At 68.3% G+C, this 24,245-nt stretch carries 20 protein-coding genes and 3 pseudogenes; 15 read left to right on the forward strand and 8 right to left on the reverse strand.

Going from position 1 to position 24,245, the window contains the following annotated elements; translation table 11 throughout:
• Nucleotides 1-14: 14 nt before the first annotated feature.
• The 4 genes from IE107_RS17300 to IE107_RS17315 all read left to right on the forward strand — a co-directional run bounded on the left by IE107_RS17300 (nt 15) and on the right by IE107_RS17315 (nt 3,519).
• Nucleotides 15-761 (forward strand): SDR family NAD(P)-dependent oxidoreductase, encoded by a 747-nt coding sequence (locus tag IE107_RS17300; RefSeq protein WP_189544660.1) that lies wholly within the window; start codon nt 15-17, stop codon nt 759-761.
• A 49-nt stretch (nt 762-810) separates the two neighbouring features.
• On the forward strand, nt 811-1,452 hold the full coding sequence (locus IE107_RS17305; RefSeq protein ID WP_189544661.1) for a GntR family transcriptional regulator: 642 nt from the start codon (nt 811-813) through the stop codon (nt 1,450-1,452).
• A gap of 233 nt (nt 1,453-1,685) precedes the next feature.
• On the forward strand, nt 1,686-2,426 hold the full coding sequence (locus IE107_RS17310; RefSeq protein ID WP_189544662.1) for a lysophospholipid acyltransferase family protein: 741 nt from the start codon (nt 1,686-1,688) through the stop codon (nt 2,424-2,426).
• A 43-nt stretch (nt 2,427-2,469) separates the two neighbouring features.
• The gene (locus IE107_RS17315; RefSeq protein ID WP_189544663.1) at nt 2,470-3,519 is read left to right on the forward strand and encodes an NAD-dependent epimerase/dehydratase family protein; all 1,050 of its coding nucleotides are present in this window, start codon (nt 2,470-2,472) and stop codon (nt 3,517-3,519) included.
• Nucleotides 3,520-3,955: 436 nt separating this feature from the next.
• On the opposite strand, the gene IE107_RS17320 is transcribed toward IE107_RS17315, so the two are convergent.
• Nucleotides 3,956-4,240, reverse strand: a complete 285-nt coding sequence (locus IE107_RS17320) for a type II toxin-antitoxin system Phd/YefM family antitoxin (protein WP_189544664.1) — start codon at nt 4,238-4,240, stop codon at nt 3,956-3,958.
• A gap of 190 nt (nt 4,241-4,430) precedes the next feature.
• Here IE107_RS17320 and IE107_RS34955 point away from each other — a divergent pair, with 190 nt between their 5' ends.
• Complete coding sequence (locus IE107_RS34955) at nt 4,431-4,748, forward strand: hypothetical protein (RefSeq protein ID WP_229867019.1); 318 nt, start codon at nt 4,431-4,433, stop codon at nt 4,746-4,748.
• Nucleotides 4,749-5,040: 292 nt separating this feature from the next.
• Here IE107_RS34955 and IE107_RS17330 read toward each other — a convergent pair whose 3' ends face one another.
• Nucleotides 5,041-6,063, reverse strand: a complete 1,023-nt coding sequence (locus IE107_RS17330) for a LacI family DNA-binding transcriptional regulator (protein WP_229867020.1) — start codon at nt 6,061-6,063, stop codon at nt 5,041-5,043.
• A 255-nt stretch (nt 6,064-6,318) separates the two neighbouring features.
• Here IE107_RS17330 and IE107_RS17335 point away from each other — a divergent pair, with 255 nt between their 5' ends.
• Together IE107_RS17335 and IE107_RS17340 are read left to right on the forward strand one after the other, a co-directional pair.
• Nucleotides 6,319-6,885: a hypothetical protein gene (locus IE107_RS17335; protein ID WP_189544666.1), complete on the forward strand. Its 567-nt coding sequence runs from the start codon at nt 6,319-6,321 to the stop codon at nt 6,883-6,885.
• A gap of 209 nt (nt 6,886-7,094) precedes the next feature.
• Nucleotides 7,095-7,217 (forward strand): annotated as a pseudogene (locus IE107_RS17340) (IS481 family transposase); the annotation flags it as partial.
• Between the two features lie 1,009 nt (nt 7,218-8,226).
• On the opposite strand, the gene IE107_RS17345 reads toward IE107_RS17340, so the two are convergent.
• Nucleotides 8,227-9,003, reverse strand: a complete 777-nt coding sequence (locus IE107_RS17345) for an Fpg/Nei family DNA glycosylase (protein WP_189544667.1) — start codon at nt 9,001-9,003, stop codon at nt 8,227-8,229.
• A 1,024-nt stretch (nt 9,004-10,027) separates the two neighbouring features.
• Here IE107_RS17345 and IE107_RS17350 point away from each other — a divergent pair.
• Nucleotides 10,028-10,300: a GlsB/YeaQ/YmgE family stress response membrane protein gene (locus IE107_RS17350; protein WP_189544668.1), complete on the forward strand. Its 273-nt coding sequence runs from the start codon at nt 10,028-10,030 to the stop codon at nt 10,298-10,300.
• 618 nt (nt 10,301-10,918) lie between these two features.
• Here IE107_RS17350 and IE107_RS17355 read toward each other — a convergent pair.
• Nucleotides 10,919-12,568 (reverse strand): complex I subunit 5 family protein, encoded by a 1,650-nt coding sequence (locus tag IE107_RS17355; protein WP_229867021.1) that lies wholly within the window; start codon nt 12,566-12,568, stop codon nt 10,919-10,921.
• A gap of 750 nt (nt 12,569-13,318) precedes the next feature.
• Between IE107_RS17355 and IE107_RS17360 the strand changes: the two genes are divergently transcribed.
• Both IE107_RS17360 and IE107_RS17365 read left to right on the forward strand, forming a co-directional pair.
• Nucleotides 13,319-13,645, forward strand: coding sequence for a plasmid stabilization protein (locus IE107_RS17360; protein WP_189544670.1), 327 nt, complete (start codon nt 13,319-13,321; stop codon nt 13,643-13,645).
• A 135-nt stretch (nt 13,646-13,780) separates the two neighbouring features.
• Nucleotides 13,781-14,338, forward strand: a complete 558-nt coding sequence (locus IE107_RS17365; RefSeq protein WP_189544671.1) for a hemerythrin domain-containing protein — start codon at nt 13,781-13,783, stop codon at nt 14,336-14,338.
• A 368-nt stretch (nt 14,339-14,706) separates the two neighbouring features.
• On the opposite strand, the gene IE107_RS17370 is transcribed toward IE107_RS17365, so the two are convergent.
• A complete protein-coding gene (locus IE107_RS17370; protein ID WP_189544672.1) occupies nt 14,707-15,723 on the reverse strand; it encodes an SDR family oxidoreductase in 1,017 nt (338 codons plus the stop codon).
• Between the two features lie 309 nt (nt 15,724-16,032).
• Between IE107_RS17370 and IE107_RS17375 the strand changes: the two genes are divergently transcribed.
• The 3 genes and pseudogenes from IE107_RS17375 (at nt 16,033) to IE107_RS17380 (ending at nt 18,366) form a co-directional block, all read left to right on the forward strand.
• Nucleotides 16,033-16,209, forward strand: a complete 177-nt coding sequence (locus IE107_RS17375; protein ID WP_189544673.1) for a hypothetical protein — start codon at nt 16,033-16,035, stop codon at nt 16,207-16,209.
• A 612-nt stretch (nt 16,210-16,821) separates the two neighbouring features.
• Nucleotides 16,822-17,018, forward strand: a pseudogene (locus tag IE107_RS34960) (class II glutamine amidotransferase); the annotation flags it as partial.
• 256 nt (nt 17,019-17,274) lie between these two features.
• Nucleotides 17,275-18,366, forward strand: a complete 1,092-nt coding sequence (locus tag IE107_RS17380; protein WP_229867023.1) for a glutamate--cysteine ligase — start codon at nt 17,275-17,277, stop codon at nt 18,364-18,366.
• A gap of 769 nt (nt 18,367-19,135) precedes the next feature.
• Here IE107_RS17380 and IE107_RS17385 read toward each other — a convergent pair.
• The 3 genes from IE107_RS17385 to IE107_RS17395 all read right to left on the reverse strand — a co-directional run bounded on the left by IE107_RS17385 (nt 19,136) and on the right by IE107_RS17395 (nt 21,148).
• Nucleotides 19,136-19,654: a hypothetical protein gene (locus tag IE107_RS17385; protein WP_189544675.1), complete on the reverse strand. Its 519-nt coding sequence runs from the start codon at nt 19,652-19,654 to the stop codon at nt 19,136-19,138.
• A 242-nt stretch (nt 19,655-19,896) separates the two neighbouring features.
• Nucleotides 19,897-20,457, reverse strand: a complete 561-nt coding sequence (locus IE107_RS17390; RefSeq protein ID WP_189544676.1) for a hemerythrin domain-containing protein — start codon at nt 20,455-20,457, stop codon at nt 19,897-19,899.
• Between the two features lie 151 nt (nt 20,458-20,608).
• Nucleotides 20,609-21,148 (reverse strand): DUF488 domain-containing protein, encoded by a 540-nt coding sequence (locus IE107_RS17395; RefSeq protein WP_189544677.1) that lies wholly within the window; start codon nt 21,146-21,148, stop codon nt 20,609-20,611.
• A 593-nt stretch (nt 21,149-21,741) separates the two neighbouring features.
• Between IE107_RS17395 and IE107_RS17400 the strand changes: the two genes are divergently transcribed.
• Nucleotides 21,742-23,526: a thiamine pyrophosphate-requiring protein gene (locus tag IE107_RS17400; protein ID WP_189544678.1), complete on the forward strand. Its 1,785-nt coding sequence runs from the start codon at nt 21,742-21,744 to the stop codon at nt 23,524-23,526.
• Nucleotides 23,523-24,230, forward strand: a pseudogene (locus IE107_RS17405) (FAD-binding oxidoreductase); the annotation flags it as partial. The gene IE107_RS17400 and the pseudogene IE107_RS17405, both read left to right, overlap by 4 nt.
• Between the last annotated feature and the right edge of the window lie 15 nt (nt 24,231-24,245).

Below are 24,245 nucleotides of genomic sequence, written 5' to 3' on the forward strand. Positions count from 1 at the left end.
CACAAGGAGCCAAGATGATCTCTCTCGACGGCAAGCGTGCGATCGTGACCGGCGGCGGAGCCGGCATCGGCCGCGCCACCGCCCAGGTGCTCGCCGAGCTCGGCGCCCGTGTGGTGATCGCCGACATCGACACGGACGGCGGCGAACGCACCGCGAAGGACACCGGCGGGACCTTCGTGCGCTGCGACGTGTCTCGGCGCGAGGACTGCGAGGCCGTCGTGCACACGGCGCAGGAGCGGTTCGGCGGAGTGGACGTCCTCTTCAACAACGCCGGCATCATCCGCCGCTCCACGGTCTGCGAGATCACCGAGGACGACTGGGACCTGGTGATGGCCGTCAACATCCGCTCGGTGATGCTGATGAGCCGACTCGTGATCCCGGGGATGGCGGCACTGGGCGGCGGCTCCATCGTCAACACCGGCTCCGGGTGGGGCATCCGCGGCGGTAACCGGGCCGTCTCGTACTGCGCGTCGAAGGGCGCCGTCGTCAACATGACCCGCGCCATGGCCATCGACCACGGCCCCGACAACATCCGCGTCAACTGCGTCTGCCCCGGTGACACGGCGACCGGGATGCTCGCCGAGGAGGCCCGCCAGCTCGGCGAGAGCTCCGACGCCTTCTACGCCGACGCCGCGGACCGGCCGCTGGGCCGGATAGGGCAGCCCCGGGACATCGCCCAGACCGTGGCGTTCCTCGCCTCCGACGCCTCGGCGTTCCTGAGCGGAGCCATCATCCCGGTCGACGGCGCCGGTACCGCGTGACCCGCCGGTAGCGGATAATCGACCGGACCGAAGGGGAGGGCAGCCTCACATGCCAATCGAAAACCGCCCGCTGCGCGAACAGGTCAAGGAGGAACTGATCAAGCGCCTCGGGCGCGGCACGATCGCGACCAGTGAGCCGATCAACGAGGGGCAGCTCGCCACCGAACTCGGCGTCAGCCGTACACCGCTGCGCGAGGCACTGATCACGCTGGAGCGCGAGGGCGTCATCACCAGCGAGCGCGGCAAGGGCTTCCGTTTCACCCCGCTCAGCGCGCAGGAGTTCCGTGACCTGACCGCGATCGTCGCGACGCTGGAGGCGCTCGCCCTGGAGTCCAGCGATTCCGGGCACCTGGCGGCGACGGCCCCCCGCCTGCTGGCGGAGGCGCGCGCGTTCTCGGCCCCGCAGGCGCCGCACGACGTCATAGAGCGTTACGACGACGCCTGGCACGACCTGCTGCTCTCCGGCTGCACCAACGACCGGCTGATGAAGCTGATCACCTCCCTGAAGGTGACGATGCACCGCTACGAGCGGGTGGCCCTGGGCGACCAGGACATCCTGGAGCGTTCGGCAAAGGAGCACGAACGGATCGCCGAGTGCCTGCAGCGCGGCGACGTGGACGCGGCCGTCGCGGCACTCAAGGAGAACTGGAACAGCGGGATGCACCGGATCCTGGAGCATCTGAAGGACTGACGCCGCACGGCGGCGGTGCGGGCCCGACACGGTCCTGACCCGCACCGCCCTTCGGAGTCCGATCATGCGGTCACAGTCCCTGGGCGAGTGGCGGTCGAGGGCCACGTCAGGAAGAGGGCTGCACGGGACGACACCTGCACATAGGCTGCCCTCCCAAAGACGCGCGCCGACGGGCCGGGACCGGGGCACGTGAGCGCGGCACGATCCGGACGAGAGGCCATAGGAGCCGCCCCGTGTTCTATCACGTACTCAAATACGTCTTCATCGGGCCGCTGCTGCGCTTGCTCTTCCGCCCCAGGATCGAGGGCCTGGAGCACATCCCCGAGGACGGCGCGGCCATCGTCGCCGGAAACCACTTGTCGTTCTCCGACCACTTCCTGATGCCGGCGATCCTCAAACGGCGCATCACGTTCCTCGCCAAGGCCGAGTACTTCACCGGCCCGGGAGTGAAGGGGCGGCTGACCGCCGCCTTCTTCCGCAGCATCGGGCAGATCCCGGTGGACCGTTCCGGCAAGGAGGCCGGACAGGCGGCGATCCGGGAAGGGCTCGGGGTGCTGAGCAGGGGCGAACTGCTGGGCATCTACCCGGAGGGCACCCGTTCGCACGACGGCCGGCTCTACAAGGGCAAGGTGGGCGTGGCCGTAATGGCGATCAAGGCGCAGGTGCCCGTGGTGCCGTGCGCGATGGTCGGTACGTTCGAGATCCAGCCGCCGGGGCAGGTCGTCCCGAGCATCCGGCGCGTCACCATCCGCTTCGGTGAGCCGCTGGACTTCTCCCGCTACGCGGGCCTGGAGAACCAGAAGGCCGCGATCCGGGCCGTCACCGACGAGATCATGTACGCGATCCTGGGGCTCTCGGGTCAGGAGTACGTCGACGAGTACGCGGTCAAGGTGAAGGCGGCGCAGGCCGAACAGGGCGGGCAGCCGAAGAAGTTCCCGAAACTGCGACGCCGACGGCGGATCCGCGCTCGGTGAACGACGATGTCCCAGGTGCCCGCCCGGCCCTAGCGTGGGCCGCATGAGCAAGGGAAAAGCATGGGTGCTGGGGGCGACGGGACAGATCGGGCGGGTGGCCGTTCGGTCGCTCGTCGAGGACGGCTGGGAGGTGACGGCCGCCTCGCGCGGCGGCGGCCGGGACGCACGGTGGGACGAGGCGGTACGCACGACGGCTCTGGACCGGGACGCCGACGGTGCGCTCGCGGCGGCGCTGGGTGACGGCTGCGACGTACTGGTGGACATGGTGGCGTACAACGCGGGTCACGCCCGTCAGCTGACCGCTCTCGCGGACCGGATCGGTTCGGCGGTGGTCATCTCCAGCGGTGCGGTGTACGAGGACGACCGGGGCCGCAGCTTCGACACGCAGGGCGAACCCGACGGCTCCCCGCACTACCCGCTGCCGATCCCGGAGTCGCAGCGCACCTTGCCGGCCGGCGAAGCGACGTACGGGACACGGAAGATCCGGCTGGAGCGGGATCTGCTGGCGGCCGGGGACGCGCTGCCGGTGACGCTGCTGCGGGCCGGGGCGATTCACGGGGAGTACTGCCGCTCGCCGCGCGAGCTGTATTTCGTGAAGCGGCTCCTGGACGGCCGCACCCGGCGGGTGCTCGCGTTCGACGGGAAGTCCCGCTTCCACCCGGTCCATGCCTCCAACCTGGCTGAGCTGATCCGGCTGGCCGCCCTGCGGCCCGGTTCGCGGGTGCTCAACGCCGGGGATCCGCAGGCGCCGACGGTCGCGGAGATCGGCGAGGCCGTGGACGCGGCGCTCGGCCGCACGACCACGACGGTACTGATGGCGGGCGCTCCCGGGGAGGACGGCGTCGGCTCGACGCCCTGGAGCGCCGCCCACCCCATCGTGTACGACATGACGGCCGCCGCGCGCGAGCTCGGGTACCGGCCGGTCACGGACTACGCGCAGTCGCTCCCCGCAACGGTCGAGTGGATCGCAGCACAGCTGGAGGGCAGGGACTGGACCGAGGCCTTCCCCGACATGCTGCGGGCGTACGGGAAGAAGCTCTTCGACTACGCGGCGGAGGACGCCTGGCTGGAGGCCTACGACCGGAAGGCATGAGACACGGCCCGGCGGTGTCCGCTCCACCGGGGGGCCGAAGAGTTCGTCCAGCGTTTCGTCCGCTGACACCGCGCAGCAGGCGTGTGCCGGAGACGACCGCCGCGGCCGGGCACGGCCGGTCCGGCGAGCGGAGTGAGGACGACACTCTCCCCGGCAGGCGTGCTTCGGGTCACTTCTCGACGAACGCCGGTTCCACAACATGGAGTTGACCCGCAGCGGTGCGGGCGGCCCGCCGCTCACCCTCGCCGTGCGGGCGCCCCGGCCTCGGCGCGGTGCTCATCGGCGGCCGACGTCTGGACACCGCCGCCGGCCGCGCCCGGCGCGCACGCCGGAGCCGGCCCTGGTGGGCCGGCCTGCGCCCGGACATGCCGGGTACCCCCGCCGCAGCGGACGGGGGTACCCGGCCTTCCCGCCTCATGGGCCGCCGGCGCGGTGCTCAGCTGCCCGGCTCGTGGTGCCCCCTGTGCTCAGCCGCGATGCCGAAGCGGCGCCGTTCGCCGGGAGCGGACACCGATGAGCCGATCGAGGAGACCGAGCTGATCACCTGCTCCTCGGCGTCCGTCCCGCTCTTCTCCAGTCGCTCCAGGTCAGCGGCCGAGACGAGCGCCACCAGCGGCTTGCCGTGCCGCGTCACGACCACGCGCTCACCGCCGTAGACGACACGGTTGATCAGTTCGGCGAGCTCAGCCCGGGCTTGCGTCACCGGAATCTCGTAGGCCATGCTCCCTAGCTTATGTAATGTCCACCCGGTCCGCCGTGGTCCGTGGCGACAGCGAATATCCAGGTCAGAGGCTCTCGCGTGCTCCCGTGCGCTCTCGTTTGTGAGAGATGTGTGAGACGAGGTGAGACGAAGAGGTCTCTGGTCGCCCTGAATCCCGGCGATTCATGCTGAAGCCTCGGTAGCGGGGGCGGTGGCGGCGCCCCCACCGAGGACGGCCGGGCTGCCGGGGCCGGGGCGGCGGACCCGGTGGCGGGGGCGGAGGCGGCTCCATCGCCAGCAGCAGCGGCCCACCCGCGCGCAGCCGGGCACGTCGGCCCCAGTTCGCCGCCCCACCCAACTGACCATCGTCGCGAATCACCTGCTGGTCGCACTCATCAATCACGGGTACCAGCACGACCAGTGGATCAGCGAGGTCCGTGCCGGCAACCTCGGCCACGCACTCCCTCCCGACCCGGAACCGGACTGGCTCTGCCGCATTGACGGCTACCTCGTCATCGACGGCCTGTAGGCGCTCTGGCCTCCAAAGCCGAAGGGGTGGGACGTCGATCTTGATACCCACTACCACCCCCAGTCGGCCAGGCGCACTTCGCAGGCTCGACCGACGGCATCCACTCCGAGGGGGCCTTGTCGGCCTTGCTGCGCTCGTCTCACGAGTGTCCGGCGATAGAACGCCTCGACGGACGTACCCCGCTGTGAGGACGGTTGAGTGCTTCCTCCACACACCGCAAGAGCTTCACCTCGCGGGGTGCGGACGTCTGCGCCGCGCACCAGGACAACGCTCACCGTGCAATGACTGACGACTACAACAGCGGCGCACCCACGGGCCCGCCCGTGGATTCGCGTGCCATGAGGTGCGGCGTCAGGATCTCAGAGCGGATTTCCTCGCCGGCGATCCGGCGCAGCAGGAGGTTCACCGCCCGGCGTCCCTGTTCCGCCATGGGGGAGTGGACGCTCGTGAGCGGCACTGGCAGTTCCGCCACCAGGGGCGTGTCGTTGAAGCCGGCCAGTGCAACGTCCCGGCCGAGCCGCAGCCCGAGATCACGGGCCGCGCCTGCGGCACCGATGGCCGCGAAGTCGTTCACGGCGAAGAGAGCGGTCGGACGGTCTTCCTGCATGGCGAGCAGATTGTGCGCGGCGTGTCTGCCCCCCGCGGTATCGAAGGCCGAGTGCACGACCCGCGAGGCGGGCAGCGGCAGTCCCGCCTCGCGGTAGCGCTCGACGAATCCCTCGGTCCGATCTGCTCCGGTGCTGGCAAAAGGCTCGCCCGCGATGACCCCCACCGACGTGTGCCCCAAGGCCAAAAGATGCTCGGCGACCAGCCGCCCGCCCAGTCTGTCGTCACACGTGACTGAGGTGTGCCCGGCGCTGGTGCGGCGGTTGACGAGAACAAAAGGTGTGGTGCGCAGGCCGGGCAGGTCGAGGGCTGCTCCGTCCAGGTGCGCGTCGCCGATGACCAGGCCGTCGACACGACGGGCCAGCACCATGGTGATCCGCTCCCGCTGGAGCGCCGGATCGTCGTGCGTGTTGGTGACGAAGGCCGACAGGCCGTGCGACGCTGCGGCTTCCTCGGCGCCCTCGTAGATCGTGGCCATCACGATCTCGGACAGACGCGGCACGAGTACGCCGATCAAGTTGCTCCGGCGGGTGCGCAGACCGGTGGCCAACGGGTTGGGTCGGTAACCGAGTTCGTCCGCGAGGTTCCGGATACGGCGGGCGGTGTCGCCGGATGCGGCACGCGTGTGGCCGTCCTGCCGCCCGTTCAGCACACGCGAGACGGTCGAGACATGCAGGCCGAGTTGCTCGGCAATGCCCTGGAGCGTCACTGGTCCTTCGCCTGCCACGACGGCAACTTCTTTCCTCGTCCGACAACCTGCCCACGGCTGTGGAGCTTCCACGGTCATGCCAATTGTGTCGTACCGCGCAGTGGCGGCACCGCCTCGGGCGTGGGCGCGACCGCGCGAGGCAAAGCGGGCCAAACGTTTGGCCCAAACGTTTGGGTGCTGCATACTGGCGGCACACCGAGACATCAACAACTCTGACGGCCAAGGGATTTGGCCTCGAAACTCCAAGGGGGCGCAGTGGAAGAGGTGGCGTTCTCCGATCACGTGGCCGAGGCGTTCCGGGAAGCGATCAAAGGCGCGGACCTGGGCGAGGTGCGCTACATGGTCGGAGCGCGGAGGCGTGGCGGTTCCTGGTTCGATCTGCTGACAGCCCTGTTCTTCGCGCTCCTCATCGGCGGCCTGACGACCTGGGGTGTGGTGGCCGGTTGGCCTGACTTTCCGTTCCCGGTCGTCATGGGCTTGTCGATCGGCTATCTCGTGAGCCTCACGGCTCTGGGAATCGCTTGGAGCAAACGCCCCCGTATCCGGTATCCGGCAACGTGGGTGGCCGTGTGGGACGAAGGGGTGGGCTGGCTCCCGGAGGGCGGCACGCCCACGGTCGTGAGCTGGGACGAGGTCGAGGAGGCGCGGCACACCGTGACCTCGGTGCGAGACGGCTTCGGCAAGGAGTTCAACCGGACACACAGACTGATGGTTGTGCCAGTGTCAAACCCAGTCCAGCGCCGCCGACTGTATCTGGAGCCCGAGTTTCCGTTCGTGGAAGAGATAGCGACCTTTGTGGCGATGCGGGCACACGCTCCCTGAGGCGCTACGAACTCGAACAGGACCGGCACGAACTGCAGAGAGTCTCCCTGCTGCCCTGCCGTGATCAGCACCGACACCGAAGGTGGCCAGGTGTTCTGTCCTGGGAGGTTGTGGACGGGTGATTCAGGTCTCGACTGAGGGCTCTTGAACGGGTGAAGGCCCTCCGGTTCGGTGTGGATCGCGACGTCTGCACCAACCGAAAGGCCCTCGTGCCGCACCGTAACGCACCCCCGACCGAGACCGGCCGTCTGCATCTGGCCCGCTGCGTGGTCGAGGACGGCCGGCCCCTGCGCAGGGCCGCCGAACGCTTCCAGGTCTCGCCCACCACGGCCAAGTCAACTACGCGGCCTTCGCGGTCGATCTGGATTCCGACGCAGAGCCCAAGCACTCCCTCGAGCAGCGGACAGCCCTTCGCTACACGATGCACGGCATGACCGCGACCGAGACCGCTATCTACATCAAGCACCACCTCGGACTTGCCGCCGAGCCAACGTCACCCGGCTCCGAGCCGATCACATCACCGTTGTGTGCGGCCAGGCTCACCCGAGACTGGTGGAGGCGCCGTGCGCGGCGCTCGCCTCGGCGGCGGCAGAGCGAGAGAGGGAACGGCTCCTGCGACGACGAGGGTGACTGCGGCAGGTCCGCCCAGGGCACGAAGACGGGACATGGGACTCCTCGGGTAACAGGAAAGGGGTGAGAGGTCAACTGGCTACCGGAACGGAGCGGCCCGGCGGGCAAATCCGCTGACGGGCTACGAAGTACCACTGCGAGGAACCGGGTGTCATGGGGCTCACGACGGCCACTCACGGCCCTCCCGGCGGACCGACGACCAGCCACCTGTCTCGACGCCACAGACGATCACGGCCCGCCCTGGGCGGCGCCGCCTGTCGGAGGCCGTGGGACTGGTTCTTGTGCCCCGTGCCGCTGCGGGATGCAGAGGGGATCAGGCGGGACTCTGCTCTTGCGGAGCTGCTATGGGAAGTTTCCAAGTTTGTTTTCTCACGTGACGATCACGGCGAGCCGGTCCGGCTGTCGTCCGGGCTTGCCCTGGAAGGTGTGGCCGACGACCTCACCGGCGGGGCGTTCTTCCTCTGCGGTGACGACCGCACGGATCGGCCCTGCTGTACGCCAGCTCTGAGGGACAGGCCGGTTTGGTTGGCCCGGAGCCTCGGCGAGGCACTGGAAATCACGGCTGGGCTGCCGTCCTGGTCGGACTGCCCGAAGTTCTCCGGAGCCGGTGACATATCGGTCATGCGGACGGCCACCGTTCCCCTGGGTCTCGACGAGCTCCGGGACAACCCGGTCACCGGCCCATCCCCCGGACCCAGCTCAGAGCACCGTTCATGATTGGCAGTGCGGGCACCAGACTGTGCGGCGTCCGGCGACACGACCGGAGCACAAGGGCCGACCGCAGCGGGGGCACAGCGGCTCGCTGTCGTGCCTGCGTCCCGTGAGCCAGGAGCGCCGCGGCGGCACGCACCCGGCGCTCACAGAGGTACGCAGGACCCAACCCATCGCCGCGTGGAGACGCCGGTACGCCGTCCCGCTCAAGCCCCGCGCCGGAGTACGAGGCGCAACGCGGGCCCGCCAGAGGATCTCGTCACACAGGAGATTGCCGAGACCCGCGATCACGGACTGGTCCATCAGCGCACTCTTAACGGCACCCCGCCGTCCGGACAGCAGTTCCTTCAGCTCCGCCCTGTCCACGGCCAGGGCATCGGGCCCCAGCCGGCCCAGAATTCGGTCGACAGTCGCTTCATCGGCCAACTGCACTCCCTGAAGCTTGCGTTGATCACGGAAGCGCAGGCTACGCATATCGTCGAGGGTCAGCACGAGGCGGTCATGTGGTACGAACGGCTCGTCGGGAGAACAGCACCGCAGCGATCCCGTCATGCCGAAGTGGAAGACGAAGGTCGGGCCACCGTCCGTAGGCGCGAACAACCATTTGCCGTGCCGCCAGGCCCTCCCGAGCCGCCTCCCCTCGCCTTCCTTCCGCAGCCGATGCTCAGTGACACCCCGCAGCACCCCCGCGTCACGCACCTCGATATCCGTGACACACCGTCGACCACAAGCAATCAGCACCTGACGGAATCCTTCGACGTCCGGCAGTTCGGGCATCATCCCTCCGCGACTCTCTGTCGTGCGGGAGTGTGGCGCACCCGGCCGAAGAGCAGCCGGGCGTATCGGTACGGTGTCACCCGATGTCCTCGATTCGCCGCTGCGCGGCACGGCGCCTCAGTCCTTCGGGGGTTGACGTCCAGGCATCCGGCGATCGCTTCAATGGCGAAGCTGCATCGATGCCGGGATCCTCGACCTCGTGCACGGTCACGGCGGTTGCCGCTGAGGCTTCGGGCTTGGGAACGCCCCTTCGAAGCGGGGGATCGTCACCAGGCCAACGAGATCGCACCAGTCCGGAAGGTGGTGGGAATGCATGCCTCCCTAGACCTCTGCTGGGCGGTGGCGCGGGGCCCAGGCCGCCGCCAGGAGACACATCCGGGTCGCCGCCAGCCATACCTCGATCCTCACGCCGGAGCAGACCATTCGCACCTGGGCCAGCCGGAAGCGCCGGCCGCCGCCCCGCGCCCCCCTGAGGGTCCTGCACCGCCCTTCCTCGTCCGGCGGCCCGGCGGTCACGATCAATGATCAGATGGTCGTTTTTGATGGCCCGGAGTAATCCGCCCTCTCCCCGAGAGGGCGGATTACCGCCCGGGCGCAGCCCCACTGACTGAGGAAACCGCGCCCAGGTGGCAGCGCAAGCTAAGCAGCTCACATAGGCCCACCCAAAACCCCTATCGGCCAGATGGGTCAGAAGCCCTGCGTTCGGGCTCACAAGGGAACTGGCTGTCGCACCGGCGATCGTGTGAAGGCGGTGCGGGCCCATGTGCGGAGCTCGTTGGGTGCCTGCAAGCTGCCGAGGCTCGGATCGGCGTGGACGGAGACCAGGCGCTCCCCCGCGCTCGCCGTGGCGACCCGGACTTTGCCGTAGGCGGCATCTTCCAGATCCCCAGTGATGAAGCAGAACTCAAAGTGATGCCGGGCAGCCGCAGGCGGATGCTAGGTGTTGTCCGGCGTAGTCGTCGTTGTGGCTGTGGAACAAGAGGGGACGGCGGGCAACGGCGTCTGGGTGAAAAGGTGGCGCATTATGGGCATCATTGCATGGATCTTGATCGGGTTGCTCGCCGGTGCGATCGCAAAGGCATTGATGCCGGGCAAGGACCCGGGGGGCTGCCTGATCACAATGCTGATCGGCATCGCCGGCGGCCTTCTCGGCGGCTGGCTGGGAAAAGTCATCTTCGGCGTGCACTCGATCAACGGCTTCTTCCATCTCTCGACGTGGATCGCCGCCGTCGCCGGATCCGTCATCGTCCTGGCCATCTACCGGCTCATCGCAGGACGGCGACGCACCTCCCACTGAGGCGCCTGGGCGACGGCGTCGCCGCAGATCCCTCGTTCGTGCGGCCCTGAACCACATACTTCGGAGGCATCGAGAACCTCGCGGGAAGCGCACCAGTGGCTGCGCTGTCGCTGGCGCATGTGGCACCGTCTGCCGGTGGCCCGGGCACGTGAGCTCACAAATTGACCGTGACGCCGGTGGCAGGATCGGCTGCAGGTGGCATCGCCGATAGCGCGGACAACGTCGTCGGAGGTTCCGCACGGCGTCGAATTGAGCTCGACGACTCCTTGTCGTCAGACTGGCCACGTGGTAGCGGCGACTCCGTGATGTGCGCGCTCGGACTGAAACAGCGGTGGGCGCGATCTGCAGCCAGGACGCGGAGAGAGGAGGCCAGACACCCACCGCAATGCTCGGCCGCGGAAACACCAATCCCCCGCGGCTTGCGCATCAGCCTCGAAGTACAACCTCGTCCTTGCGAAGCCAGACGGCCTCGTCGCTGATCTCCATCGGTCAGAACATCATCACGACGACTTGCCGAGGGAGAGCAGGAGCGCACTCCGGCTTCTCCTCACCTGCCACCCCGCCGCTGGAGCGCAGGAGGTCATTCCGCCACGGCTGGTACGGCCCGGTCCAGTGCGGTCATGTCTGGGTGGCGATGGCGGCGCAGAGCAGCGCCACGCCGAGGGCGAGCCAGGCGAGGTAGTCGCCGAGGTGTCCGGAGTGCAGCCGGCACAGTGCCCGCAGGGCGGAAACGGTCGGGCGGGCAGGGGTGTGCCGCCGGGCAGCCGTGGCAGCGAGGAGGCAGGCCAGACCTGTGGACAGCACGCCAAGGACGACACCGCTGCCGGTCCAGCCGACGACCGCAGTTCTCGCCACGGCGGGGCTCGGCGAGGAGCTGACGGCTGCGACGTAGCCGGCCGGGTCGGTGAAGGTGTCCGCACCGTGGGCGAGGGCGGTGGCGACGGCTGGCAGGCAGCCCAGCAGGAGGCTGAGGCCGAGCAGGGCGGCGGGGACGGCGAGCATGACGGGCGGAAGGGTCCGCTTGGTATCACGAATCTCCGGTTCCTCGCCTTCCCCAGTGGTCTCCTCCTCTGCCGGCCGGGCCCGGGGAATGGGCCCGACGCCCCAGAAGATGCGCAGGGCCGCGCGCAAGGCGGCGCCGCCGGTCATGGCGGAGGCCACGACGAAGACGGCTGGCAGCCACCCCTGGAGGTGCCCGGCGGCGTCCTCGGTCAGTGCTTTACCCAGGCCGGTACCGAAGGCCGGCAGGCCGGCCAGGGCCAGCGCGCCGGTGAGGAACAGGGCGCCGACCAGGCGCTGATCGCGAGCTTTGCCGTGCAGGCCGTACTCATCGACGGATCCGTAGCGGCCCAGCAGGACACCGGTGAGGCCGAACAAGGCGGCCTTCACCAGACCGTGGCTTGCGACGTAGAGCGCGGTGCCGGTGACGCCGTCGGGGGTGAGCAGGGCGATGCCAATCAGGAACAGACCGACATGGCTGATGGTGGAGAAGGCGAGCAGCCGCTTGAGGTGCCGCTGTTGCCAGCACATCAGGGCTCCGAGCAGCGCGGTGACCACGCCGAGCACGCTGAACGTGGTGCGGAACGTCTCGTGGGGGATGCCGCCGGGTCCGGCGAATACGGTCCAGTAGACGCGGGCGGTGCCATAGACGCCGATTTCGACCATGACTCCGGACATCAGCATGCACACGGAGGTGGGGGCGACGGCGTGGGCGTCGGGCAGCCAGAAGTGGAATGGCACGACGGCGGCCTTCACCAGCAGCGCCGTGACGACGAGGACGAACGCGACCACTGTCAGAAGGTCGGTGCGGTGGTTGGCGAGGTGCTGGCCGAGGCGGGCGAGGTTGAGCTCGCCGGTGCGGGCATAGAGAAGGCCGATGCCGAGCAGGGAGCAGTATGCGGCGAAGGAGTTGACGATGCCGAAGGTGAGGGCCCCATGAAGGGGGCGGGGGTCCTCGATGCGATAGCCGGTCAGCGCGTAGGCGGCGGCGCCCATGAGCTCGAAGAAAACGAAGGCGTTGAACAGGTCACCGGTGAGGGCGAAGCCGGCCATACCGGCTTCGAACAGCAGGATCAGCGCCGGGAACACCCCGGCGTGTTTGCCGGTGGGTTCGTCGAAGTAACGCCAGGAGTAGATGACGACCGCGAGGACGAGGACAGCGACCAGCAGTGCGAGCTCGTGCTCCGGCCGGAAGCAGTCGCGCAGGTACTGATGGCGAACTGCCTCCCCACACTGAGCGCACGAGGGCGATCGCGATAATGATCTCAATAGCGCCTCCCTCCGATGTCGCTGTTCACGCCGACGCCCGACGTGGCAGCCCGGGAGGCGGGCCGCCGCCTGCATTCCACCCATACGCCTCCAACACCCCGCCCGCCAACCGGGACAGCACGGCGAGCGGTGAGTGATGCAGCTGCCGTCGCTGCGCGAGACCCCAGCCCCGGGGCAGACCGGGAAGTGTACGAGGGGCCGGCCACGGTGGAGCCAACGGACGGAACCCTGCTCCCCCGTGTGGGCGAGATTTACTGTCGCCCAGACGCGGACCGGCCGTGGGGAGCCTGTTGAAGGATGTCGGCGCCAGCGCTCGTTGCGGACGGGGTGGGAACGGCTCTCTACCCCTCCGGGCAGGCAGCAGGTACAGCGCTCGTCATCCAGGTCACCGAGCTGACCGCACTCGCCGAACATCTCCTGGTACTTCCAGGAGCACGCATGCCGCCCGTCGGCATGGACACAAGAAGCGCCCGGCTCCTGTTCCCAGCCCTGGCCAGCGGGGCTTCGCCGCCATCACGCAGCAGTGAGAGATGGGGTGGGCCTGCCGTGCTTGACCCGTCAGCAGTGTCTCAGCCGCTCCTCCGCGAGTGCCCGTGTGTCCCCGTTCTGTCCCGGGTGGCATGGGGGGTGTGGTGGGTGTAGGGGTGGAGTGTGTATGCGGAGGTCCCGGAAAGCGATAGCGCGCCGGGCGTAGGAACCTCCTCGCAAACCTCCGTACGCCAGATTCAGACACGAGAAGAGGAGAGCTCGATGCCTGCAGGTTCGAGTCGCAAACGGGAGAGGCAGTACGAGCACATCAAGGAGAGTGCGCAAAAGCGCGGTGCCTCCGAGGAGCGTGCGAAGGAGCTTGCCGCGCGCACGGTCAACAAGGAACGGGCCCGATCCGGGGAGGCCGAAACGGCCAGCAAGACCTCGACGCGTGATCCGAAGTCCGCCTCACAGCGCGGCGGTGAGCGATCCCATCGTGGCTCTCAGGGGCCCACGAAGGACCAGCTCTACGAAGAAGCGAAGAAGAAGCACATCGAGGGCCGCTCGACGATGAACAAGGAGGAGCTGCGCAAAGCACTCGGGCATTGACATCGTACGGCCCGCCGAGCAGCGTTCTGGGCCGGCCAGCGGCGGGTGAAGAGACGACGGATAGATCTTCTGCGGCCGGGATTGCGATGCGCGCGTCCGGTGCGAGCGCGCGTCTGGACCTGAAGGGTATGCATCATGCGGCATGGCGGCGATGTCATCGAGGAGCTGACGGCCGACCACCGTGAGGCGGACGAACTATTCGACCGGATCGAAGCCGTTCCGACACGAGGTCCGGAGCGCAGACGGTTGCTCGACCAACTGACCATTGAGCTGGTTCGGCACGCAGTCGCAGAGGAGCAGCACCTGTATCCCGCGGTGCGAAAGCACGTGCCAGACGGCGATGCACTGGTCGACAAGGAGCTTGCGGACCACCTCCGTGTCGAGCGGCTGCTGAAAGACCTTGAGGGGTTGGATGCGGACGATCCTGAGCTCATCCATCTGTTCGTCAAGCTCCGTACCGAGGTCCGCGCACACGTCCGGGACGAGGAAAGCAATCTGTTCATTCAGCTCCGAGCGGCCTGTGGTCCGGAAGTTCTGGATCTTTTGGGGCAGGAGGTCCGTATGGCGAAGGAGACGGCGCCCACTCGCCCGCACCCTGGCGCCCCGAGCTCTGCACTGGCCAGCAAGATCCTCTCTCCGGGGCTGGGGCTGGTCGACCGTGTACGCGACTTCATCACCGGCCGCGGCGAATGACTGGCTCTACTCAGTCGCCCCGACAAGTTTGTCGATAAGTTCGTCCGGCGCAATCCATGGACGGCTGGGGGCCCGTCCACGGTTGCTGGTTGAACGGGTTGAACATCGGTGCTGCGGACCCCAGCCCAACCTCGGCGGCCCGTGTGATGTCCGCGTCCACGTTCCGCCGTATCGTGGCCGATCCCGATCCGCCGTGCCGGTCATCCTCACCCGGCTCGACCAAACAAATTGGGCCCTCGGATCAGGGACGCGGTGCACCGGCGCGTGTACGAAGGGAGAGGCAGTTTGTGACGCCGTATCCCGACAGCATCCGCTGGACAGTCGCCAGTACAGGAGGCAGCTGTTTCGCCGTGTCGGTCGCCGGGAGCTCAGGAGCGTCGGTTCCTCCTCCATACGCGCAGGGCCACCCCGCTGACGGCAAGCAATGAAGCGGACCAGACCGGTCTGGCGTGACGGGACAGCCACATCTGCGCGGAACGACCGTGTGCCCTGTCGTCGAACACGCCGTGGGCACCGTAGTCGCGCGCGGCTTCGCCCTCTCCGTCCAGCGGCCGCCAGAGATTGTCGGGCCGATGGGCCTGGACGGGCTCGCCGGTCTGCTGCGAGTCGTAGCCAGTGTGCGCGAGATAGCGGTCCAGGAGTCCGGCGGCGAACTTGTCGGCCAGGATGGTACCCACAGTTGACGCGCCCACGAAGTACTGCTTGCGTCGTGGGCGATCTGCCGCGTACGCCACGGCGCGGGCGGCAACCTCCGGCTGGTAGATGGGAGGGACCGGCTGGGGGTGTCTGGACAGACGGGACAGATTCCATGAGAACTGCGGCGTGTTGATCGCCGGCAGTTGCACCACGGTGATCCGTACTCTGCTCCTCTGATGCATGAGTTCGGTCCGGACCGAGGACGTAAATCCGTTCACGGCGTGTTTGGCCCCGCAGTACGCCGACTGCAGTGGGACGGAACGCGCGCCCAGCGCGGACCCCACCTGCACGATCGTGCCCCTGTCCCGGGGCAACATCCGCGTCAGTGCCTCGCGTGTGCCGTTCACATATCCGAGGTAGCTGACCACAGTGACGCGCCGGTACTCCTCCGGGCTGATCTCGGTGAACGGCGCGAACACCGATGTGAAGGCCACATTGACCCACACGTCGATTGGACCGAGGAGGCTCTCTACTTGCTCGGCCGCAGCGTGTACGGCGGCAGGATCGGCCGTGTCCGCCGGGACGACGAGCGCCTCGGCTCCCAGTTCTCGCACTTCGTCCGCCGCGGCGTTCAACCCTGTCAGCCCTCGCGCGATGAGCCCGACCCGGTCGCCCCTGCGGGCAAACTCACGAGCGGTGGCACGCCCGACGCCAGCGCTCGCTCCGGTGACGACCACCGTCCTGGGCATAGAAGTACCTCCTTCACGACGACGGGGCACGCGTTCCACGCCAGTCCCGGGACTGGGGTCAGAGCCCGGTGGTGGACCCGCCCCCCTGCTCTTGGCGGGAGGTCCGGCGGCTGCACGATCGAGCCACACAACCTTTCGTCGCGGACGCGATTCTCGACTACCCGCTCCCACACGCATCCCTGCCGTCGGGCGCAGAACGTACCGCAATAGCCGATCGGGGCCCTTCAGCCGTGCTCCGCGAGCCGAAGTGGGATTATTGGGACGTGGGGCGTCCCACGACGGGATGCCAATCGAGAGGAGGGCTCTCCCATGTCCGACTCCGAATTCTACCGACGTGACCGGCCGGAAAACGCCAAGCTGCCCGAGGACCGGCCCCGTGGCGGCGGCCCCGAGGATCCGTCTCCCAGGCACCGGTCTCCGTGGGTGTGGATCGTCGTGGTCGTCGTCATCGTGCTGGTGGTCGCGATCGTGGTGCCGCTGATATAGGTCGGGAAAGGAGTCGGCCGGGTCGTCGGTGCTCGTGCGGCACTACCGCGACCGTTTGGGGCCAATCGGCTTCATGCGCCCCAGCAATTACGGCAGGTTGCGCTCGGGCGCCATTCGCCCACACATGCCGCCATCTTCTGCGTAATGTTTTCGCCTGGACCTGGCCATAGTCGACCGCGCGGCGACGGCCCCGACCGGGGCTGAAGTCTCGGTGAAACGTCGGCTTGCTCGGGTGGGACAGCAAGCGGGCCGCGGTGGCCGCCGTCATGGCCGGGGGCGAATCCTCGCCGGTTCCCTCTCCCGCCGACGCCCCGAACAGCGCCTTCGCCATCCGCGACTGCGATAGCGCCGTCTTCGCTTCCGGCATTTGACGACGGCCACCCCGTCCAGCCTACTTGTGCAATCCGGCCTACCAACCGGGGCGCAGCCGATCGCGGCGCCCCACAGAAGCAGCGCCCCCTCCTGGCGCGATTCGTGAGCGTGTCCAGCGGCGTGGTTGCCTCCGATGGACCAGCCCGCCCCCCGAACAGGGCAGAGCGGCTGGGGAAGGAGCGTGGACAGGGGCCGCCAACATGCTCGGGAGGTTCGTACGCGTGCCGGAAAGGTGGAGTCATGTGCCGGTGGCTTGCCTACTCGGGACAGCCAGTGCTGCTCGGTGACCTTCTGCACACTGCATCGACCCGATCCTGCATTCACGCATGGGAGTCGAGACGACAAATGGCCACGGCTTCGGCGTCTGCTGGTACGGGCCCGACGCCCAGACACCGGCGGTAATTCCCGACACGGGTCCGGCCTGGAACAACCGCAACTTTCTGGGAGACTGCCACCCATGTGCGGGCGTCGGCCCGGTGCCGAGTACCCGCTCCAGGAGAGGCATGAAGACACGTTTCCGAGCCGTTGGACGGACGGATGCAGTCCGGCAGCGACAAGCTTCTTCCCTTCGAGCCGGTGGCCGTCGGCCGCGTCTTTCACCTCCCCCAGACGGGCGGGCTCAGGCACAGGAGAGGCGTCGCGCGCGGTTTGGGCACATCCTTGAAGCAGGCCTCTGCGAGCGGGGGGTATGGCGTGGTGCGAACCGTGGGCGTCGAGGAAGAGCTTCTCCTCGTTGACGCGCGGAAGGGCGAGCCCCTAGCCCTGTCGGCGGCGGTACTGGCCAGGGCCGACGGGCGAGGGCGGGACGGTCCGGCCTTCGAAGCGGAACTGCACCGGCAGCAACTGGAGTTCGCCACCACTCCGCAGGCAGCAATGGACGCATTGGCGGATGAAATCGTTCGTTCGCGCAGCGAGGTTGCCCAACGCGCCGCGGAGTCGGGTGCAGCCGTCGCCGCTCTGGCCACCTCGCCGTTGCCCGTGGCGCCGTCGATCTGTGCGGGCGAGCGATACCGGTGGTTGGAAGGGGAATTCGGCCTGACCGCGCAAGAACAACTCACCTGCGGTTGCCATGTTCATGTGGCCGTGGAATCGGACGACGAAGGAGTCGGTGTACTGGACCGTGCGCGGCCGTGGCTTTCGGTGCTTCTGGCCCTGAGCGCGAACTCCCCTTTCTGGCAAGGGAACGACAGCTCGTACAACAGCTACCGGAGCAGGGTCTGGAACCGCTGGCCGTCGGCCGGCCCGGTCGAGGTGTTCGGCAGTGCCGAGCGCTACCACACGCAGGTGCGGGATCTCCTTGCGACGCAGGTGCTCCTGGACGAGGGGATGGTGTACTTCGACGCGCGGTTGTCGCACCGGTACCCCACGGTAGAACTGCGGGTCGCGGACGTCTGCCTCGACCCCGCGGACACGGTTCTTCTCGCCTGTCTGGCCCGCGGACTCGTCGAAACGGCGGCCCGCCAGTGGCGGGTGGGTGAACCCCCGGCCCGTTTCGGCGCCGGAATCCTGCGGTTGGCGGACTGGCAGGCGGCACGGTGGGGGCTGGAGGGCCTTCTGCTCCACCCGCGCACGATGCGTCCGCGGCCGGCTCCGGAAGTGGTGGGCGCGCTACTGGAGCATGTCCGCGAGGCCCTGACTGACTACGGAGACCTCGACCGGGCGGAAGAGGCGCTGCGATCGCTCTCGGCGCGCGGAACAGGCGCCCGGACGCAGCGTGAACTGCTGCGTCGTACGGGCAGCCTGCGGGCCATGGTGGGTGAGTGCGTCCGCCTCAGCCGCGGATAGGAGGCGGACCTGGGGCGCCCCTGTCTGTCACCGCACGGTCCGGCGCCCGCCCGTGCGGCGGAGGACGTCCGGGAGGTTCTGCTTGTCGTCCGCTGTTCACCGGGCCTCCCGGAGCGAAGAAGTGGTGCCGCCGAGCCGGGGAGCCCGGACGTCGTCAGGTGTCGCACACAGTGAAGAGAGCGCCGTCGCAGTCGCGGAGGGCAAAGGCGTTGCTCGGGACGCCGGCGGGAGAGGGAACCGGCGCACCCCTCGTGGAGAGAGCGCAAGCACACAGACAACACACACTGGACGCAATAACCGCGCCATCCGCACGAGAGAAGCCTTGGCACTCACCTCCCCGGGCGCACCTCTTCGTGATGCGATCACCGCCGTCCCGCACGAGGATCGGATGCACGGGCGGCGGCCCGGTCGCGCGCTGCCCCGATCGAGACCGGGACAGCCCACTTCCCGGCGCGCCGGGCCGCTCCCGGCCATGCCCGTCGGGGGCCTGGAGGGATGTCTGCTGCTGCCTATTGCCGATGATGAGGTCACTCTCCCCGTGGCCGGGGACGGCCCGGTCGGTGGCTTCGGCAGGTCGGTCGCTGACCATCACCATGTTCGGGATGTGCTGCGGGGCTGGGGCTCGTAGGACTGGCGCCGGCGCGTCCATCAGGCCCTGAACCAGGCAGAGGAAAGCCGAGTGGCTGTTCCTCCCTTGACCCTGGTCGGGGAGGTCTCCCTGCCCGACCGGCTGAACCGTTGGAGCAGCGGACTGCTGGCGGCCTCCGCTCTACGAACGTCCGGCACCCTTTACGTCCAGCAGCTCTACGAGCTGAAGCCGGTGCAGAGCGGCGATGCCTTCGAGCAGGTCGGGATGGCGCAGCAGGGCGGCGGCGTCGGTGTCGCGGGGGCCGGGGTGGATCAGTCGCTGAAGGTGGCCGGCCTGAGCGTAGTGCTCGGTTGCGGTAAGAGCCTGGTGGGCGCGGGCGGCCAGGACGGGGTCGGCCAGGAGGCAGGCGGCCCAGCTGACGACGGTCTCGTCGACCCAGGTCCGCCAGGCGGTATCGGTGTCGTCGGAGTAGTGGGCACTGCCGGTGAGCCGGTCCAGCCGTTCGGACCCGCTGGGGGCCAGCAGGTGGAGCAGCTGAACGTCGAGGTCGGTGGGGTAGCGCAGAAAGGCGGCGAGGGTCGCGGCCTGGTGGGCCTGAGCCTGGGCCAGCGCTCTGTTGAGCGCGCCTGAAGGTGGTGGGTAGGCGGTCGAGAGCCAACGTGTGGCGGCGGCTATAACGGGTGTCAGGTCGGTGGGCACGGCGATCGGTTTCTCAGGGCGGGCTCGACCAGGCACGCAAATCGGGCTGGGAGCTGTCGGCGCGGAGCCGCGTTGCCCCGCTCGTGCCGATCAGTGTAGGCAGGCTGGCACAGTCGTCGGCATGACCCGCGTCACGTCCTGTTCGGGCGGGCACCCGGGGCTGCAGGACCGCACACGGTCCGGCGGCCCCAGGCCGCAGGCCGCAGGGGCCCTCGCTCACGCGCGCGGCAGGCCGTTTGGATTCAGGACTTGCCGCGGCCGGTGACGAAATCACGAGCCCGGTCGACCAGCCCGGCCCCCGGCGCGAGCAGCTTGCTGGCTGTCGGGGCGCTGGGCGCAGAAGGATGGGGGCGGGTGGGGGCCATGGACTTGGCCCTGCGGATCTTGTCACCGAGGTCATCCAGCTGCTCGGCGGTGCAGACCTGGCGCAGCTTCGGGAAGAGGTTGTTCTCCTCGTCCTGGACATGGGCGGCGACCTCGTCCATCAACTGCTGAAGGACCGGGCTCATCTGCGCATCGCCGGTGCTCATCTTCTCCAGTTGCTTGAGGATCTTCTCGACCCGGTCGTGATCCTCGATCTCCTTGTCCGCCAGCTGGTCACCGCCGTGGATGTACTCGCGCACGGCTGGGTACAGGTACTGTTCCTCGGCCACTGAATGCCGCACCAGCTCGATGGTGACTTCGTCCACGAGGTCACGCAGCTGTTGGCCGCTGCCGGGCATCGCCTGGATCCGGCCGAACATCTGCTCCACCTCGCGGTGGTCAGTCATCAATTCGTCGATGACGTTTCCGCCGTGTCCCATGCTGTCCACCTCTCCTGCGGGCCGGGCCGAGTGCCACGACCGAAGGAGAGGGGTACCCTGCGGCCGCCGCCCGCGTCGCCTCGTCGCCACCTGCCCACGCGAACGGATCACACCGGTGGCCTGATCGGCTCTGAAGGGCGGAACCGGCTGTTCAGCCGACGGGCGGGCAGTCGTAGACGATGAGGCCGTCCTCGCGCAGCCGGGCCCCAGGGGTCGGAGTGTGCGGTCGAAGACGGCCATCCGGCATCAGGTGCAAAACGGGCACCTTCCGGGCCACCTGGGTGTAGTCGGCGATGATCCTGCGGTGGCAACGCCACCACATCGCCTCCGCGCACATGACCGCAGTGCGTTGATGCTCTGCCTCCCGAAGCAGCTGGTCCATCGCGGCGACGAACCGAGGATCGCGGGCGTATCCGGCGTAGTTCCGGAAGGAGGCGTTGCGCCAGACAACATCGGGCGAGTCGGGCAGTGGTTTCCGGAAGCCTCCCAGATGCGTCTCCCACCGGTAGGAAACGCCTGCCGTGGGCAGCCACTGCTGGATACGCTCGCGGTTGGTGTCCGGATTGTGGCGGCTTCCTGGGGCGGTCCGCACGTCCACGACCGCCGCCACGCCGGCACCGTGCAGAAGTCGGCACAGCTCCTCACGGCCGGAGGTGCCGTGGCCGAAGGTGATCAGTTCGAGCGCGGCCATCACAACCTCTCACCGAAGTAGACCTGAAGCCAGCAGGTGAGCACTCCTTTGTCATTGTCCGCCCTGAGCAAAAGCGGTGCGCGGGACTGGCACGGGTGGGGATGAAGCAGCGTTGCCGGCGATCGTGCTCGCAGGCTGTCAAGTCAGGCGGCGCGAACGATCAAGAGCGCGATGCCATCGGAGGCATCTGCGCGGCACAAGGCACGAACCACAGGTATCCGCCACCATCGACCTCCCGCGATGAGCAGCCGGTCAGGGGCCGACGGCGTTGGGACGGATTCCTGGTCGCGGACGACGAGCCTGTCGGTCACAGGACGAGCTCGTGCGCTTGCGTTTTCCAGCCTCGGGCAGCGCATCGCCGGCCCGCGCAACCGTAGTACGTGCCCCCAGGCGAGCTATCGACAACGCGCCCTTGGGCACGCCTGCCCGGGCGAAGAGCATGCGCGCAGCGATACTTCCGATGTGCCCACCCATCGGTGCGGCCGGTGTCACCGGCCGGGTGCGGTATCGGGACCCGGCAGCAGTGAGCCGCGATCAATGGACGCATCACATTGCGCCGGATGGGCAGTGCCTGGACCAGGAGGAGCAGGACGATGAAGGTTGCCGACTACCTGTTGCAGCGCCTGCGGGAATGGGGCGTCGAGTACGTCTTCGCCTACCCTGGGGACGGCATCAACGGCCTGCTCGCCGCCTGGGGCCGGGCCGAGGACACACCACGATTCATCCAGGCGAGGCACGAGGAGATGGCCGCCTTCGAGGCGGTCGGGTACGCCAAGTTCTCCGGCCGCACCGGGGTGTGTGCGGCGACCTCCGGCCCTGGTGCGATCCACCTGCTGAACGGTCTCTACGACGCCAAACTCGACCATGTCCCGGTGGTCGCGATCGTGGGGCAGACCGACCGCAGCGCGATGGGTGGGTCCTATCAGCAGGAAGTCGACCTGCTCACCCTGTACAAGGGCGTGGCTTCGGAATTCTGCGAGATGGTCACGGTTCCCGAGCAGCTGCCGAACGTCCTTGACCGGGCGATGCGTGTTGCCGCTACGCGCCGCACAGTGACTGCGGTGATCATCCCGGCCGACGTGCAGGAACTCGACTACGAGGCACCTGCGCACGCCTTCAAACAGGTCCCCTCCAGCCTCGGCGCCCCCCACTACGCCCCCGTACCAGCCGACGAGGAGCTGGCGCAAGCAGCAGAGATCCTCAATGCCGGTGAGAAGGTCGCCCTGCTGGTCGGGCAGGGTGCCCGTGCGGCCCGACCGGAAGTCGAGCAGGTTGCCGACCTGCTGGCTGCGGGGGTGGCGAAGGCCTTGCTCGGCAAGGATGTCCTGCCCGACACGCCGGCGTACGTCACCGGTTCGATCGGGCTGCTCGGCACCCGGCCGTCCTACGAGATGATGCGTGACTGCGACACACTGCTCGTCATCGGTTCCAGCTTCCCCTACACCCAGTTCCTGCCCGAGTTCGACCAGGCGCGGGCGGTGCAGATCGACCTCGACCCGTCCATGGTGGGCTTGCGCTACCCGTTCGAGGCGAACATCGTCGGCGACGCCGGCGAAACGCTGCGCAGGCTGATTCCGTTGCTGGAGCGCAAGTCGCACGGCACGTGGCGCAAGACCATCGAGGACAACACCGCGCGTTGGTGGGAGGTGATGCAGCGTCGAGCCGAGGTCGCCGCAGACCCGCTCAACCCGGAGTACGTGGTCCACGCGCTGGACGCGCTGCTGCCCGAAGACGTCATGCTCGCGGCCGACTCCGGGTCAGCGGCGAACTGGTACGCCCGGCATCTTCGGATGCGCAGCGCAATGCGCGGCTCCCTGTCCGGCACGCTGGCCACGATGGGGCCCGGGGTGCCATATGTGATCGGCGCGAAGTTCGCCAGACCCGAACGTCCGGCGATCGCTATCGTCGGCGACGGCGCCATGCAGATGAACGGTCTGGCTGAGCTCATCACCGTCGCCAAGTATTACCAGGAGTGGTCCGACCCTCGCCTCGTGGTGGCGGTACTGAACAACCACGACCTCAACCAAGTCACCTGGGAAATGCGCGCGATGCAGGGGGCCCCGCAGTTCGAGCCCTCGCAGAACCTGCCGGACCTGCGTTATGCGGACATCGCGCAAGTCTTCGGCCTGGACGGCGTGCGGGTGGAGCGGCCCGAGGACGTGGGGCCTGCGTGGAGTCGGGCTCTCGCGGCGGAGAAGCCGTTCGTCATCGACTTCCGCACCGATCCGGCGGTGCCGCCCATCCCGCCCCACGCGTCGTGGGACCAAATCGAGGCCGCCGCTCTGTCGGTACTCAGGGGCGACAGCGACCGCGGATCCGTGGTCCGCCAAGGAATCAAAGCGAAGATCCAAGAATTCCTGCCCGGCGGCAGGAACTGACCGTGCAGGGCACGGACCGTTCCAGGCATTTGGACCTCCCGACCCTGGAACGCGCGCTGCGCGCGGAGGTGGACGGGGAAGTCCGGTTCGATGCCGGCAGCCGTGGTGCGTACGCCACCGACGGTTCCAACTACCGGCAGGTTCCGCTCGGGGTCGTGGTACCGCGCACGACCGAGGCCGGTGCAGCCGCAGTCGGTGTCTGCTCGCGATTCGCCGCCCCGGTGCTTTTGCGCGGCGGCGGCACAAGCCTCGGAGGACAGTGCACCAACGAGGCCGTGGTCATCGACTGGACGAAGCACTGCAACCGGCTGCTGTCGGTGGACCCGCAGGCGCGGACCTGTGTCGTCGAGCCGGGCATTGTCCTGGACGAACTCAACCGACAACTCGCACCGTACGCACTTATGTTCGGGCCGAAGCCGTCCACGCACAGCCACTGCTCGCTGGACGGATTGATCGGCAACAACAGCTGCGGCGCTACTGCCCAGGCCTACGGCAAGACCGTCGACAATATTGGCCGTCTGGAGGTCCTCACCTACGCGGGCACCCGGTTCTGGGCCGGCCCCGCCAATGAGGAGGAGTTCACACGGATCGTGGCCGAGGGCGGGCCCACTGCCCACCTGTACCAGGGGCTGCGGGACATCGCCGGCCGCCATCTGGCCGAGATCCGGCGCGGCTACCCGAAGATCCCGCGCCGGGTGTCGGGCTGCGTCCGCCCTCCC

This window comes from Streptomyces gelaticus, from assembly GCF_014649535.1.
GTDB lineage: Bacteria > Actinomycetota > Actinomycetes > Streptomycetales > Streptomycetaceae > Streptomyces > Streptomyces gelaticus.